The organism is Bacillus sp. N13C7 (assembly GCF_026790065.1).
Lineage (GTDB): Bacteria > Bacillota > Bacilli > Bacillales > Bacillaceae > Bacillus.
In genome coordinates this window covers 129,926-143,980 of record NZ_JALAMO010000016.1, presented here as the reverse complement: position 1 = coordinate 143,980, position 14,055 = coordinate 129,926, and the positions used below count along the sequence as shown (strand labels likewise).

Sequence of the window (14,055 nt, the reverse complement as noted above, 5' to 3'; positions counted from 1 at the left end):
TATGAAAAAATAAAAGGACAGTGCCGCTGTCCTTTTATACAGCAGAAAAGGCTGTTGAACGTCTTGAAAAGCAGATAAAATGGGGGCAGTAACAGAGAAAACAAAAATGTATGCACTTACATTTTATTTTCTGAAGAAAGGAATTTGCCAAATGACTCACATAGTACCTCAAAACATGAAAGCGGCTGTTATGCACAACACAAGAGAGATCAAAATTGAAACAGTGCCTGTGCCTGACATCAACCATGATGAAGTGTTGATTAAGGTGATGGCTGTCGGAATTTGCGGATCGGATCTGCATTACTATACGAATGGCCGAATCGGCAACTACGTTGTGGAAAAACCATTTATTCTTGGCCATGAATGCGCGGGTGAAATTGCCGCTGTCGGGTCGTCTGTCGATCGATTTAAGGTGGGAGATCGCGTCGCTGTTGAGCCGGGTGTCACATGCGGACGCTGTGAGGCGTGCAAGGAAGGGCGCTATAACCTTTGTCCGGATGTACAGTTTTTGGCTACACCGCCGGTAGACGGCGCGTTTGTTCAATATATCAAAATGCGTCAGGACTTTGTTTTTTTGATCCCAGACTCACTTTCCTATGAAGATGCGGCTTTGATTGAACCGTTTTCTGTCGGCATTCATGCAGCGGCGAGAACGAAGCTTCAGCCCGGATCAACGATTGCGATTATGGGGATGGGCCCTGTTGGGTTAATGGCTGTTGCGGCAGCTAAAGCATTTGGGGCAAGCACAATTATCGTGACCGACTTAGAGCCGCTGCGGTTAGAAGCTGCGAAAAAAATGGGAGCGACTCATGTCATCAATATTCGTGAACAGGACGTGCTTGAAGAAATTAAAACGATCACGAATGATAGAGGCGTTGATGTTGCTTGGGAAACAGCGGGGAATCCAGCGGCATTGCAATCCGCATTGGTTTCTGTGCGCAGGGGCGGAAAACTGGCGATTGTCGGTTTGCCTTCTCAGAACGAGATCCCGCTCAATGTGCCGTTTATTGCGGACAATGAAATTGATATCTACGGGATCTTCCGTTATGCCAATACGTATCCAAAGGGAATCGAGTTTCTCGCTTCCGGCATTGTGGACACGAAGCATCTTGTAACGGACCAATATTCACTGGAGCAGACACAAGAGGCGATGGAGCGGGCGCTTCAATTTAAGAATGAATGTTTAAAAGTGATGGTGTATCCAAATCGCTGAGTGAACAGGGAGGATCTTTGTATTCTCCCTCTTGTTTACTGGAAATGAAAACGGATTCTTGGGGTGGGAAATGATGATTGAAACAGAAAAAGTAACGGCAATGAAAGTGAAGCAACAGTCAAAATCCAGCACCGGCCTGTCCTGGTTTGAACGAATCGGCTATGGATTCGGCGATATGTCGTATAATATTATCTTTCAGTTTGTAAACGCATACCTATTATTTTATTATACAGACGTCGGCGGCATTCAGCCTGCAGTGATCGCAACTTTGTTTCTTGTTGTGCGGGTGCTGGATGCTATTTTTGACCCGATCATGGGGTTGATTTTAGACAAAACGAATACAAGGTGGGGAAAAGCAAGGCCATATTTGCTGTGGGTGGCATTTCCTTTTGCGTTATTTACATTCTTATGTTTCACGACGCCTCATTTCGGTGAGACCGGGAATATGGTATATGCGTACGTCACCTATATTCTGCTTGGGATGTCCTTTAGTATGCAAACAATCCCGGTGAACAGCTTAACGGGGCGGATGACGAATTCTGTGGAGGAGCGGACGGTTCTGACCACAACCCGGATGATTTTGGTGTATATCGGCATTCTTTTATCTATTTCTTGTGCGACACCGCTTGCAACTGCTATCGGAGGAGAGAATCAGGCGTTTGGGTTTCAGATGACAGCGCTTATCTATGCGGCGGTCAGCATTATTTTGAATTTATTTAGTTTCTTTACTGTACGGGAGCGGATTCAGCCTAAAAAGAGAAAAAAACAAGGGATCAAAAAGACGTTATCCGTTTTATTCCGAAACAAGCCCTTGCTTATGTTAATTTCATCATTTTTGGCTTTTGCGATCGGGTTTAATATTAAGCTCAGCACGATGGTGTACTATTTTACGTATAACGTAAACCATAAAGAGTTCGTGTTTTTGGGTACGGTTTTATTTTTCGGAGCAGCACTGATCAGCAATCTGTTTATTCCTTACTTTTCTGAGAAGTGGGGCAGAAAACAAGTCATGATCATCACGGCAGCTCTATCGCTTATTTCTTATGCCGGCCTGCATTTTACGCCGTATTCTTCCATTACACTCATTTTCATTTGGCTTTTCGTTTCAGGATTTTTCACAACGCCTTTAAACACACTTGCTTGGGGGATGGTTGCCGATTGTGTCGATTATGCGGAATGGAAGACAGGGGTTCGTGCCGACGGAGTAGTGATTTCGAGCATGAGCTTTATCAATAAGCTGGGCGTTGCGTTAGCCGGGTCATTTTCGGCCATCTATTTAGGAATCGCAGGATATGTAGCGAATGCAGACCAGACAGTTACGTCATTGAATGCGATTAAAAACATGAATGCTTTGATTCCGGGATTTTTCATTTTGCTTTCTATTATTCTCATCGCCTTCTATCCTTTAACTGAAAAGAGATATAAGCATATCATTTCAGAGCAGGAGAAAAAGTCTGCAAAATAAATATATGTAAAATTTTTAATATTCAATGTTGTATTTATGGCAGAAAGTAATATACTGAGACTGTAATCTAGACTTTATAAATGAGTGTGATAATATGCGTAGTTATTCTGTTATTTGTATTGGAGAATTGTTAATTGATTTCTTTTGTACCGATGTTGATGTTGATTTAATGGAAGGGCGCCATTTCTTAAAAAGTGCCGGCGGTGCACCGGCGAATGTGTCAGCAGCCATTGCCAAGCTGGGCGGACAAGCTGCTTTCAGCGGAAAAGTAGGCAAGGATCCGTTTGGGTATTTTCTAAAGCAAACATTAGACGCTGTACACGTTGATACCTCTATGCTGGTCATGGATGAGAAAGCGCCTACAACGCTTGCTTTTGTTTCATTAAAGCAAAATGGAGAGCGCGACTTTGTTTTTAATAGAGGCGCGGACGCTTTGTTTACGCTGGAGGACATTGACCAGGAAAAACTAAACGAAGCGAAAATCCTTCATTTCGGCTCTGCAACGGCACTGTTATCAGATCCGTTTTGCTCAGCCTATTTACGGCTTATGTCGATTGCGAAACACAATGGGCAGTTTATTTCGTTTGATCCTAACTATCGTGAAGATTTATGGAAGGGAAGGGTCTCAGAGTTTGTAAGTGTCGCAAAAAAAGCGATCGCTGTAAGTGATTTTGTGAAAGTCAGTGACGAGGAGCTTGAGATTATCAGCGGTGTGAAGAATCATGAAAAGGGCGTTGCGATCCTTCATGAGATCGGGGCCAACATTGTCGCTGTGACACTTGGGAAAAGCGGGACTCTTCTTTCGAATGGGAAAGACCATGAAATCATTCCGAGCATTCCGGTTACATCAATCGACTCAACAGGAGCGGGAGATGCTTTTGTCGGTGCGGCTTTATATCAATTGGCAAACACGGATCACATTCAATCAGTAGAAGCTGATTTTGAGAAGCTGCGTGAAATTGTGGCGTTTGCCAATAAGGTAGGAGCCGTTGTGTGCACTAAAATTGGAGCCATTGATGCACTGCCCAGCATGGATGAGATTGAAGTTACTTTGTAAAGAGCATGGATGTTTCTTGAAAGTCTTTGGACTTTTGGGGGGCATCTTTTTTTATTTGCCTACTCTCGTATAGGCCATTTTCGAGCACCCGCTTGGATAATTCCCAGCAGCAATTGACGACGTTCCTTTATAGAATGGACGGCCATTTGAAATGTTTGCTTTGATAAAGCCGGTATGCCTGATTGTTGAAGCTTTGAGATGTCTGGTTCCGGCGGCGCTTGTTCTGCAGGATGGATATAGGCAGTATGAACGGTATCCAGGTAGTTTTTGATGCTTGAGCGTGCTTCTTTGATATGAAGCTGATTTGGCTGATATTGTTCAGGAATGCCGTATTTGAAAATGGTTAGAGCCTCATCCAATACAGCAACAGCTATAATGGATGATTCCTGATGCTGCGTGCTGTGGTAAAAATGAAGGATGGGGAAGGCGTTATGCTGAGCGGTCAGCTTTCCCAGCTCTGATGAGGCAGTGGCAAGAAGGAAATCAATGTCGTGAAAATCCTTGCCGTTCCATGCGTTCTGGACGATTTCTGTTCCGTCATGCCCTAGACTTAATACACTTTGGGCAAAGGAGCGCTTTTGATTAACTGCACTCAAGACCGAAATCAAATACGTGACAGAAAACGTGATGGTAAGCAATCCTTGAGCTGTTTCAATCACTGTGACAAGCCTCCATAGGCCTCCGTTTGGAGCGAGGTCGCCATTTCCTAATGTAAACATGACATAGCCGGAAAAATAAATTCGGTCTGACCAGGAAGCCGGTTCTTTCGATTGAGTTTCCATCAGTGAGTGAGGGTCGCTCGAGTAAATCAAAACCCACCCGCTCCAAAATAGACTGATCCATATCACTAACGTCAGGCATAGCAGCAGTGGGCCTGCCATACTTAGCACCTTTGCGTGGTCTCCGCTGATTTTGCGGCAGCCTTTCCACAGCCAAGCAGACAGACATCTAGTAATCGGGCCTGCACCGCTCTCTAACCATAACGTGGTCCATAAAAAATCAATCATCCCCGCTGTCAACAATAAAAGGCCTGCAATGACATAAACCTCGTTCAATATTGTTGCCTCCCCTATGCCAGCCATCTTTATTTTCCTTTTCTATTTCCTTTTATCTTGATTCTGAAACAATTGTATATGTTTGATAAAGGGTGATTGCTAAAATTAATAGGAGAAGTTACCCAACACTTACTCATTGTGGCGAAATTAGCAAATAAACAGAAACTCACAGGGATTTTGACTTGATTTACTCATTATTATAAAGAAAAAAGTTCATTTTCCCCTTGAATTGGTGATTTTACTTTTTTTGAGTTGAAAATTTTCAGAAATTTTTATTGACTGAAAGCGCTTTTGTAATTATGATAATATCAGATGTAACAAAAATGTCACTATCATATTACTATAATAGAACTATTAAGTGACTATAAGATAACAATACATCATGTATATGCACAAAGAATTACCCACTGTTCGTTTAGCGATAAATGAAATCGCTTCCAAAGAAATTGACATGCTGGAAAGAAGGGTAGGTTATGAGGCCATTGGAGAAAAACATAATGAACTTTTTTCTGAAGCCTGCTTACGAAATGTGAGGAAGGCAGCAGCCCTGGAATAAGTTTTTGAAATACGCATTGATTGATTTTGAAAAAGACTGGGGGAAACAGTATGAATCAACAAGGCAATCAAATGTCATTTTTACGTACCGTTATTTTAATCTCGACTTTTGGCGGGCTTCTCTTCGGTTATGATACCGGAGTGCTCAATGGCGCGTTGCCATATATGGGAGAGCCGGATCAGCTTAACCTCAATGCCTTCACTGAAGGGCTTGTCACCAGTTCACTTCTTTTTGGAGCTGCGCTGGGTGCTGTGTTTGGCGGCAGGATGTCTGATTTTAACGGCCGCCGCAAAAATATCTTGTTTCTCGCTGTTATATTTTTTATTTCAACGATCGGGTGTACGTTTGCTCCAAATGTAACGATCATGATTATCTCCCGTTTTGTGCTTGGAATTGCTGTCGGGGGAGCATCAGTAACGGTGCCTGCCTATTTAGCAGAGATGTCTCCTGTGGAAAGCAGAGGGCGGATGGTGACGCAGAATGAATTGATGATAGTATCGGGACAGCTTTTGGCCTTTGTTTTTAACGCAATCCTTGGAACAACAATGGGAGACAACTCTCATGTGTGGAGGTTTATGCTGGTCATTGCCTCACTTCCAGCCGTGTTCCTGTTTTTCGGCATGATCAGAATGCCTGAGAGCCCACGCTGGCTTGTTTCTAAAGGAAGAAAAGAAGATGCTTTGCGTGTATTGAAAAAAATCAGGGACGAAAAGCGGGCAGCAGCTGAGCTGCAAGAAATTGAATTCGCTTTCAAAAAAGAAGACCAGCTTGAAAAAGCAACGTTTAAAGATCTTTCAGTCCCATGGGTGCGCCGTATTGTGTTTATTGGGTTAGGAATTGCGATTGTACAGCAAATTACAGGTGTTAACTCCATCATGTATTATGGTACAGAAATTTTGAGAGATTCAGGATTCGAAACGGAAGCTGCGCTGATTGGGAATATTGCCAATGGTGTGATTTCTGTGCTCGCGACATTCGTCGGCATCTGGCTGCTGGGGAGAGTGGGGCGCCGGCCGATGCTGATGACAGGCTTGATCGGTACGACAACGGCATTATTGCTGATTGGGATATTTTCACTTGTACTTCAAGGATCACCGGCGCTTCCATATGTGGTTCTGTCACTAACGGTTACATTCCTAGCTTTCCAGCAGGGGGCGATTTCACCAGTGACCTGGCTGATGCTTTCTGAGATTTTCCCGCTTCGCCTTCGCGGCCTGGGAATGGGCGTCACGGTGTTCTGTCTGTGGATGGTGAATTTTGCAGTCAGTTTCACCTTCCCGATATTGCTGGCCGGCATCGGGCTGTCCACAACGTTCTTTATCTTCGTTGGATTAGGAATTTGCTCTGTTCTATTTGTGAAGAAATTTTTGCCGGAAACGAAAGGTCTTTCGCTTGAGCAGCTTGAGGAAAACTTCCGCTCTTATGATCGCGGCGAGGAGAAGAAAGAGCCCGGTGCTGAAGTGATTGGATAAATAAAAAAAGAATCCGCACCCGAGTGCGGATTCTTTTTGGTTTCAAACTAGTTAGGTCTGACAAGAATTTTGACTTGGTTTTTCTCTTTAATCAGGGCCTCGAAGCCTTCCTCGATCAAATCGTCTAACACGATTTTTTTCGTTACGAGTTTGTCAGCTGAGAAATACCCTTCTTTCATCAATGACAAGACAGCCGGGAAGATGTCACGGTATCCGATAATTCCTTTTACTGTGCGTTCTTTGATGACGATATCGTTCGGATGGATTTCAGCGCCTTTTTCCCAAATGCTGACGATAACGGTTTCACCGGCGATTGTAGTGGATTGGATCGCTTGGCGTAATACCACTGGAACGCCTGTGACTTCGAATGCTACGTCAACACCGCCGCCTGTGCGCTCTGCAATTTCAGCGACTACATCGTCTGTTTTGGACGGATCAACGATAATGGCTCCAAGCTCTTCCGCTTTTTGCTGGCGTTCAGGTGAAAGCTCAACAGCGTAAATATCAGTTGCACCGGCAGCCTTCAGCGCTTCAATGACAAGAAGCCCGATCGGGCCGCAGCCGAATACAGCCGCTTTGTCGCCGGCTTTGATTTTGCTTGAGCGGACAGCATATAAAGCGACCGCAGAAGGTTCAACGAGCGCGCCTTGTTCATATGATAATTCATCAGGCAGTTTGAACAACAGCTCTTCATCCACAGAGACGTATTCAGAGAAACCGCCGCCTCCGCCGGCTAAGCCGAGGAATCCCATTTGTTCATCAAGGTTGTAGGCGCCCTGGTGGCCGTGAGTGGCAAAAATCGGTTCGACCACAACGCGGTCTCCAACTTTATAGTTTTCAACGCCTTCTCCGACTTCAACAACTTCACCGGAGAATTCATGGCCCATTGTGACAGGTGCTGTTTCTTTCGTTAACGGATGCGGTTTGTCAACCGGAATAAAGATCGGGCCGCCCAGATATTCGTGTAAATCACTGCCGCAGATGCCGCACCATTTGACTTTGATCTTTACTTTTCCCGGTTCCGTTTTTGGCTCTTCGATATGTTCAATACGGATATCCTTTTGGTTATGCCATCTTGCTGCCTTCATGGATTACCACTCCTATAACTTTTGATGTGAGTAATTCCGCACCGGTCAATATGAACTGTTCACAAAATCGCCATTTTTAAAACCAAAAAAGAAGTAAAATTTTTATATAATATAATCTACGTTTTTTGAAAAAAGAAACTTTGGAGAAAAAAGAGTCTCGCACACTCTTTTTTCTTTATATGAGAGTATGATTCGTTTACATAGCTATGAATTTGGTTTGAACAATACGGTAATGGTTCGTTCATATTGAATGCGACAACTACTCTATCAACAATTATAACGCTAATACTGCATTTGTAATAGGATAATTTTCCATGGTTTATTTTAGCAAAGGTAACTTTCCTGACTTTGTAACATTACTGTAAGGATATTGAAATAAAAAATCCCTGGTTGATCGTGTATAATCTTCCTAGATGTTAACAAACAGGGGGACGAAATGTTGAAAAAAGTCATTTTAGCCGCTTTTATCTTAGCAGGAAGTACTTTGGGAGCTTTCAGTTTTTCATCAGATGCCAGTGCGAAACATGTGAACGGAAATATTACTTGGTATAATGGAGTCGGGAAAAAAGGCTCTTCAGGTAAGAAACTTGGACATTGGGATTGTGCGACCAAGATCGGATTTGACGTTCCTAAAAACGGAACGAAAATCAGAGCTTATGCAAAAGCGAAACCTAAAAAGGTGATTACGGTTTACAAAAATGATGTTGGCAGAATGCCTAATGCGGTATTGGATGTAAGCCCTAAAGCGTTTAAAGCGCTTGGATACCCATTAAGCAAAGGAAAAGTAGCGGGACATTACAGCTATTAATCTACATATATAATCTGTAAAGCAAGAAGTCACATTCTTGCTTTTTCTATTGGTGGAGATAAGAGATGAAAAAAAGAATCATATTAATGTTAGGAGTTATAATAGCAGCCGCTGCGGCGGGCATTGCATTTTACGTGACAAAGGATAAAGGCCATGAGAGGGCTGCTGATGTTTCAGTCAATACGGAGAGCGGTGATAAGCTGCTGGTTTCAATTACAGATACGGATTTGCTGACGAAGTATTATGAAAATGACAAGGTGATTCATGAGGAGAAGCTGACCAGCTATCCGGCATTTGTCTTGGATCAAAAAAAGCAGGTGCTCTATTATACGGGCAATAATGATCAAAATGAAATGAGGCTTTTTAAGCTGGATCTTAAGTCTCATAAAAAGACGATGCTTTATAAAGGTCCGGAGAGTGCTGACAGCCTGTTTTTATCAAAGGACCGTTCAACCATCTATTTCCGTTTAGGAAAAGCGGACGAAAGCAATTTTCGGATCGCAGCTTTTGATCTGAAAACGAAGAAGTACAAGAACCTTTATCCTGCCGCTAATGATCAGGATGACACCGTCAGCAGCTTCTTTTATAATCGAAAAAACGATTCATTTGCCTTGCTTCATTATTCTGTAGAAGAAGATTACAAGAAAACAGATGAAGCGAACGAAAAGGGAATCGATCCTGAACCGACAACGATTCATTTTGCGGCAGGAAAGCAAAACCAACTTGATGAACTGAAGAGCCTCGACCAGTTCATCAGCGATATTGCTGTTTCTGATGATGATAAACGGATTTTGTTTACATCATATACGCAGAAAGGTACAAACCAAACCGCTTCTATTCAGATGCTCAATGCGGATACGAAAAAATATGAAACCATCATTTCAAATCAAAAAGCATGTAAGCTGTTAATTGACGCACAGCCGCAGTTCTCTAAGGACGGCAAGAACATTTATTTTCTAGCCGAAGCCAAGGGGGCTAAAAAGCTGAAGGATGAAACAGGGCGTGAAGCTAAGGTGCGGACGATTTATTCCTATAATCTTGAAGATAAGACGTTCAAAAAAGTGTGGGAAAATCCAAACGGCATCATTAACAGCTTTTCTGTCATCAACTAATAAAAACCACTCGGCATGGGCTGAGTGGTTTTTTTAATGGACGAGGTGCAGGGCTAATGATCCGAGCCACTTAAAGAAATGAATCAGAGGTATCGATAAAAACAGAAGTTCAACATATGAGTTCATTGCAAGGTTCAGCTTTTTGAACGCAGCTCTTTTTTTCAGGTCACTTTGCTGCTGGTTTGAGATCACATTATCAATCCTCTCGCATCCATATTATACCATTGTAAGCAAGAAAAGCCCTAAACATTTACAGTTTTGGGCTTCTTTCTAATTTACGGCCTCTTGCAATCCAGAGGCTTATTCTGAAATATAGAATTTTGTCTCCGTTCGGGGATTGTATGTTTGAAGGAGACTGTATTTGTTATTGGGAAGAACTAGCTTGTTTTCGTTTGGCTGTTGTTTTGGAGATTCACTAATGAACGGATGCCGTCGACCATTTTACTTCCGCACAAAGGGCACAATGGCGTATCACTGCTGGCAAAGTTTTTTCGAGTCCAGCCGTTACAGTCTTCTTTTGTGCATTCCCAAGTACTCACATCTTCTTTTGGCAGCGGTTCTTGATTTCGTTTGTTATAGTAAGACATAAAGTCACTTCTTCCCTCATGTATTTTACTGCACATTTCTTATTGTCTCATACTTTTCCCTAATCTCCTAATTCCTTTTTCTTTATGACTTTCCAATCAGCCCATCTAAAAAGGAGAGGAGGGTGCTGTTAAAAGCGTCCGGTTCTTCTAAAAACGGGCAATGGCTGCTTTTAGAAAAGGTAACGAGCGTCGAGTTTGGAATATGGCTGCGCAAGTGTTCTCCAGCTGCTATAGAGAAAAATTTGCGGTCTTCCCCGAAGCACAGCAATGTCGGCACATTGATGTTTTGGAGGGTGCCGCGGTAATCAGCAGCCGTTTGGTTAAATAAAATCGTGCTTGAAATGGCAGCCGGCTGTTTGAGGATTTCTGCCAGCATCCATTCTGTTTCTGTCTCGGCAGGCGGTTCGGCGAACATATTATGGATGAAGTCCTTGTAGAATGGCAGCGGGTTGGTCTGAATGGCGTGCATTGCCGTTTTTAAGCCGTCAAAATCAAATGGGCCGTGCTCCCAGCCCTCCCATTGATAATCGGAAGCTGATTGATCGATGATCACAGCGGCTTGTATGTTATCATACCCAAATTGATTGAGATAATCCCATACGACGAAAGCGCCCATTGACCAGCCGGCAAGAACGGCGCGATCGAGCTCCATTGTGTTCAGAAATTCCCTTACGTCACGGGCATATTGGGAAATAGTGTGTCCGTGAAGGACCTTGTCGGATTCGCCGTGTCCTCTAAGATCGAGACGAATACACTGGTAATTGGCAGAGAGTGCTGAGAGTTGTTTGTGGAAAAACTGTCCGCTCATCAGCACCCCATGTATAAATAGGATCGGTGTACCGCTGCCGTGCGTTTCATAGTATAGGCGCGTCTGATCTTCCAATGTGATGTATGGCATGTTTCTCCTCCTCTAGTTTCCGTCATGAGAATGGCTGGCTGCTGTTGAGCTGATAATGGCAGCTGTCGCGGCTGCCTGCTGTGCCTGGATGGCGGTTTCTATGGCTGTGTACAGTCCTGATTCCATCAGCAGATTTTTCTCCATATGTTCACTGAGATATAGGCTGACAGCGATTTTGAAGTTCAATTCTTTTTTCCATTTGAATTGTTTTTCTTGGTTCAGCTCGTGTGTGATGGCCAGAACGGTTTTGATATCTGGCTCTTCCAGAAATGTGAGCAGAGCCAGATCAGGGTAATGGACATCCTTGGGTTTTTTGTGAGATTCAGTGATGGTTTGAAATAGCTTTCTGCATTGCAAAACAAGCGTTTCAGCGTCTTTTTCGGCATGCAGGGCAAGAATATGGCTGGTTTGGTGTAAATGCTGGCCTTTGCGAAATCCGTCTTTCGACAGCTGCTGGTAACACGCTTCCGCTTTATTCAGCGCCTCTAATCCCTTCCCATTCCCGGCCAGCAATACAGCAAGCGGGATATTATGAGTTGACGTGAGGAAATAGTGCTGTTTTTTCATCTGCTGATAAACAGAGAGGCCCAAGCTCATCTGTTCTTTTTGATTGATCGCTTCGGACTTGCCGGTGAGTAGGATAAGAGCGGATAGGTAAGTGAAAATGTCCCGTTTGTATCCAAGCCTCACCATCTCGTTGTATCTGTCGATAAAAGCGAGAAATGCTTGTTTGGCTTCCTGCTGAAAATGAATGTCCAGAAAGGAAGCGACGGTAAAACGATGGTGTGAATTGAGTGTTGAGAAGCTGCCGATGTTTGATTTGATATAGCTGCTCAAATCATAAAAGCGCTGAAAATCAAACTCTCTTTTATTCACAATATATGCAGAAGAAATGAGCATTAATATCTGATCGTGTAAAACTTTCCACTTTAATTTTGATTTTAATTCAGCATAAATGGAAATGTATTGCTTTGTTTTTTCATGTAGGCCGTGTGTCAGCATAACAAGCAGCTCCTTTTTGCTGTTTTTACGTAATACGATAAATAGGGCCAAAAGTTTCATAAAGAAAAACTTGCCTGCAAGAGGCAAGTTTTGTCGGGTTATTTATGAGGATCTATTATATCCATCGGCCTCATCATGTCATAGTCTTCATGCTCAAGAATATGGCAGTGCCATACGTACCGTCCGCTGTACGGCCCGAATGTTGCCGCAATTCTCAGGACTTCACCGGCATGGGATTGAATGGTGTCTTTCCAGCCCTTTTCATTTGGCGGCGGCGGAACAGCCGGGCCGGTGTAGGACAATTCCCCGCTTTCTTGATAGCGCGCGATATCAAACGGACGCCGGTCTAGCACACGGAAGGAGACCAGGTGCAGGTGGATCGGATGTGTTCCGCGCGTCGGATTGATGATGGACCATATTTCAGTTGTGCCGACTTTTGGTGCTTCTGTGACGGGATCGTGCCAGCGTTTGTTATTGAGGAGGAGGACGGGTCTGCCGTATTCGTCTTGGGTGCCTGCCAGTTTCAGTGTTCTGATGTTTTGTATTCTTTCATTCTGCACTGAAGGGTATGAGGCGAGGTACTTCGGCTTTCTGCTTTCGTCTTTTTGCGTCAATGGTTTTGTGACTCTGAATTGCATAATATTCGCATCTGTTTCTGGATTAACGTCACCGTCACAGCCCTCGCTGTTTGCCAAAATGATCGATTGCCCTTCATAGGCTGTGAAGTCAATGATGATGTCATAACGTTCAGCAGGCGCAAGACTGAAAGAGTTCAGTTTAACAGAGCGAGGCAGGAGCCCTCCGTCTGAACCGATCTGAATAAATTCTCCGCCGTTATCTAGTGACAGGTTATAGGTTCTTGTATTGGAGGCATTGATGACGCGGAAGCGGTATTTCCTCGGTTCGACCTCAAAGTATGGCCATACCTTCCCGTTCACAAGTATGGTTTCTCCGCAAAAAGCCGGAACGATTGAAGGGTTAGGCACTGACGAGGAAGGGTTTTCAGGCCCGCTTGGATAAAACAAAGAACCGTCCTCATTGATCGTGCGGTCAGTGATAAGGAGCGGCACGTCGTATTCGCCGGAAGGCAGCTTTAGGCGTTTTTCTTTTGGATCATGAATGATATAGGCGCCGACAAGCCCGGCATAGACATTCAGCCTGGTGAGCGCCATGGCATGATCGTGATACCACAAAATCGCACCGCGCTGCTGATTCGGATAATGATAAACCTCTCGTTTAAAATAAGGGCCTGTTTGTTCAAAGTCTTTAGAGAACCAAGCCTCTGGATACCCGTCACTATCATCTGGCGTGACGCCTCCGTGTAAATGAACGACAGTCTTTACTTCTGGCTCTTCATGCTGGCTGTCACTGTGATGAATGGTGTGATCAATCGGTAGGAAATGCTCTGAAGGAAGGTTATTCATCCATTTCACATAAACGTTTTCATTTCTGTTGGCTTCAATGGTAGGCCCGGGAAATAAGCCGTTGTAGCCCCACAAGCGGGTTGGAGGGAGATCGCGGTGAAGCTGATGGGCGCATTCTTCCATGGTGACTTCGTAGTATGTTTTTTCTTTTGATTGCTGCACTGGCTTTAGTGTATCTGGGATTGGGAGAGCATCCACAAATTTTTCAAGTGTCATTTTCATCTGTCCTTATTTAAATTTTCCAAATTGGTACTATAGTTAATGACAATAAGGACGTGATGGTTACAAAAAAATCTGTGTGCCGCTGCCTGCAGAAGA

Annotated in this window: 14 protein-coding genes; 7 read left to right on the top strand and 7 right to left on the bottom strand. The window is 43.8% G+C overall.

Annotated elements, in window-relative coordinates; genetic code table 11:
- Positions 1–151 precede the first annotated feature (151 nt).
- The 3 genes from gutB (at position 152) to MOB98_RS16885 (ending at position 3,735) form a co-directional block, all read left to right on the top strand.
- Entirely contained in the window at positions 152–1,213 is a 1,062-nt protein-coding gene (gene gutB / locus MOB98_RS16895; protein ID WP_268362766.1) for a sorbitol dehydrogenase, read from the top strand.
- Between the two features lie 73 nt (positions 1,214–1,286).
- Positions 1,287–2,678 (top strand): MFS transporter, encoded by a 1,392-nt coding sequence (locus tag MOB98_RS16890; RefSeq protein WP_268362769.1) that lies wholly within the window; start codon positions 1,287–1,289, stop codon positions 2,676–2,678.
- A 94-nt stretch (positions 2,679–2,772) separates the two neighbouring features.
- On the top strand, positions 2,773–3,735 hold the full coding sequence (locus tag MOB98_RS16885; protein ID WP_268362772.1) for a carbohydrate kinase family protein: 963 nt from the start codon (positions 2,773–2,775) through the stop codon (positions 3,733–3,735).
- A 59-nt stretch (positions 3,736–3,794) separates the two neighbouring features.
- Here MOB98_RS16885 and MOB98_RS16880 read toward each other — a convergent pair whose 3' ends face one another.
- Complete coding sequence (locus MOB98_RS16880; protein WP_268362774.1) at positions 3,795–4,790, bottom strand: potassium channel family protein; 996 nt, start codon at positions 4,788–4,790, stop codon at positions 3,795–3,797.
- A gap of 382 nt (positions 4,791–5,172) precedes the next feature.
- Between MOB98_RS16880 and MOB98_RS16875 the strand changes: the two genes are divergently transcribed.
- Together MOB98_RS16875 and iolT are read left to right on the top strand one after the other, a co-directional pair.
- Complete coding sequence (locus tag MOB98_RS16875; RefSeq protein WP_268367204.1) at positions 5,173–5,346, top strand: hypothetical protein; 174 nt, start codon at positions 5,173–5,175, stop codon at positions 5,344–5,346.
- 50 nt (positions 5,347–5,396) lie between these two features.
- Entirely contained in the window at positions 5,397–6,818 is a 1,422-nt protein-coding gene (gene iolT, locus MOB98_RS16870; RefSeq protein ID WP_268362776.1) for a myo-inositol transporter IolT, read from the top strand.
- 47 nt (positions 6,819–6,865) lie between these two features.
- Here iolT and bdhA read toward each other — a convergent pair whose 3' ends face one another.
- The gene (gene bdhA / locus MOB98_RS16865; protein WP_268362779.1) at positions 6,866–7,906 is read right to left on the bottom strand and encodes a (R,R)-butanediol dehydrogenase; all 1,041 of its coding nucleotides are present in this window, start codon (positions 7,904–7,906) and stop codon (positions 6,866–6,868) included.
- A 436-nt stretch (positions 7,907–8,342) separates the two neighbouring features.
- Between bdhA and walM the strand changes: the two genes are divergently transcribed.
- Both walM and MOB98_RS16855 read left to right on the top strand, forming a co-directional pair.
- Positions 8,343–8,714, top strand: a complete 372-nt coding sequence (walM, locus tag MOB98_RS16860) for a cell wall metabolism protein WalM (protein ID WP_268362782.1) — start codon at positions 8,343–8,345, stop codon at positions 8,712–8,714.
- Positions 8,715–8,779: 65 nt separating this feature from the next.
- The gene (locus tag MOB98_RS16855; RefSeq protein ID WP_268367205.1) at positions 8,780–9,826 is read left to right on the top strand and encodes a hypothetical protein; all 1,047 of its coding nucleotides are present in this window, start codon (positions 8,780–8,782) and stop codon (positions 9,824–9,826) included.
- Positions 9,827–9,859: 33 nt separating this feature from the next.
- Here the strand turns inward: MOB98_RS16855 and MOB98_RS16850 are convergent, their stop codons facing one another.
- The 5 genes from MOB98_RS16850 to cotA form a co-directional block, all read right to left on the bottom strand.
- Positions 9,860–10,018, bottom strand: a complete 159-nt coding sequence (locus tag MOB98_RS16850; protein ID WP_268358724.1) for a hypothetical protein — start codon at positions 10,016–10,018, stop codon at positions 9,860–9,862.
- A 185-nt stretch (positions 10,019–10,203) separates the two neighbouring features.
- Entirely contained in the window at positions 10,204–10,413 is a 210-nt protein-coding gene (locus MOB98_RS16845) for a cold-shock protein (protein WP_003234008.1), read from the bottom strand.
- Between the two features lie 82 nt (positions 10,414–10,495).
- The gene (locus MOB98_RS16840; protein WP_268358726.1) at positions 10,496–11,311 is read right to left on the bottom strand and encodes an alpha/beta fold hydrolase; all 816 of its coding nucleotides are present in this window, start codon (positions 11,309–11,311) and stop codon (positions 10,496–10,498) included.
- Positions 11,312–11,323: 12 nt separating this feature from the next.
- The gene (locus MOB98_RS16835; protein WP_268358728.1) at positions 11,324–12,313 is read right to left on the bottom strand and encodes a DUF4003 family protein; all 990 of its coding nucleotides are present in this window, start codon (positions 12,311–12,313) and stop codon (positions 11,324–11,326) included.
- A gap of 98 nt (positions 12,314–12,411) precedes the next feature.
- The gene (gene cotA / locus MOB98_RS16830; RefSeq protein ID WP_268358730.1) at positions 12,412–13,953 is read right to left on the bottom strand and encodes an outer spore coat copper-dependent laccase CotA; all 1,542 of its coding nucleotides are present in this window, start codon (positions 13,951–13,953) and stop codon (positions 12,412–12,414) included.
- Between the last annotated feature and the right edge of the window lie 102 nt (positions 13,954–14,055).

Excerpts from the sequence above, each read along its gene's own strand:
- gutB (WP_268362766.1), top strand. The coding sequence starts at position 152 with ATGACTCACATAGTACCTCAAAACATGAAAGCGGCTGTTATGCACAAC.
- MOB98_RS16890 (WP_268362769.1), top strand. The coding sequence starts at position 1,287 with ATGATTGAAACAGAAAAAGTAACGGCAATGAAAGTGAAGCAACAGTCA.
- MOB98_RS16885 (WP_268362772.1), top strand. The coding sequence starts at position 2,773 with ATGCGTAGTTATTCTGTTATTTGTATTGGAGAATTGTTAATTGATTTC.
- MOB98_RS16875 (WP_268367204.1), top strand. The coding sequence starts at position 5,173 with ATGTATATGCACAAAGAATTACCCACTGTTCGTTTAGCGATAAATGAA.
- iolT (WP_268362776.1), top strand. The coding sequence starts at position 5,397 with ATGAATCAACAAGGCAATCAAATGTCATTTTTACGTACCGTTATTTTA.
- bdhA (WP_268362779.1), bottom strand. The coding sequence starts at position 7,906 with ATGAAGGCAGCAAGATGGCATAACCAAAAGGATATCCGTATTGAACAT.
- walM (WP_268362782.1), top strand. The coding sequence starts at position 8,343 with ATGTTGAAAAAAGTCATTTTAGCCGCTTTTATCTTAGCAGGAAGTACT.
- MOB98_RS16855 (WP_268367205.1), top strand. The coding sequence starts at position 8,780 with ATGAAAAAAAGAATCATATTAATGTTAGGAGTTATAATAGCAGCCGCT.
- MOB98_RS16845 (WP_003234008.1), bottom strand. The coding sequence starts at position 10,413 with ATGTCTTACTATAACAAACGAAATCAAGAACCGCTGCCAAAAGAAGAT.
- MOB98_RS16840 (WP_268358726.1), bottom strand. The coding sequence starts at position 11,311 with ATGCCATACATCACATTGGAAGATCAGACGCGCCTATACTATGAAACG.
- MOB98_RS16835 (WP_268358728.1), bottom strand. The coding sequence starts at position 12,313 with ATGCTGACACACGGCCTACATGAAAAAACAAAGCAATACATTTCCATT.
- cotA (WP_268358730.1), bottom strand. The coding sequence starts at position 13,953 with ATGACACTTGAAAAATTTGTGGATGCTCTCCCAATCCCAGATACACTA.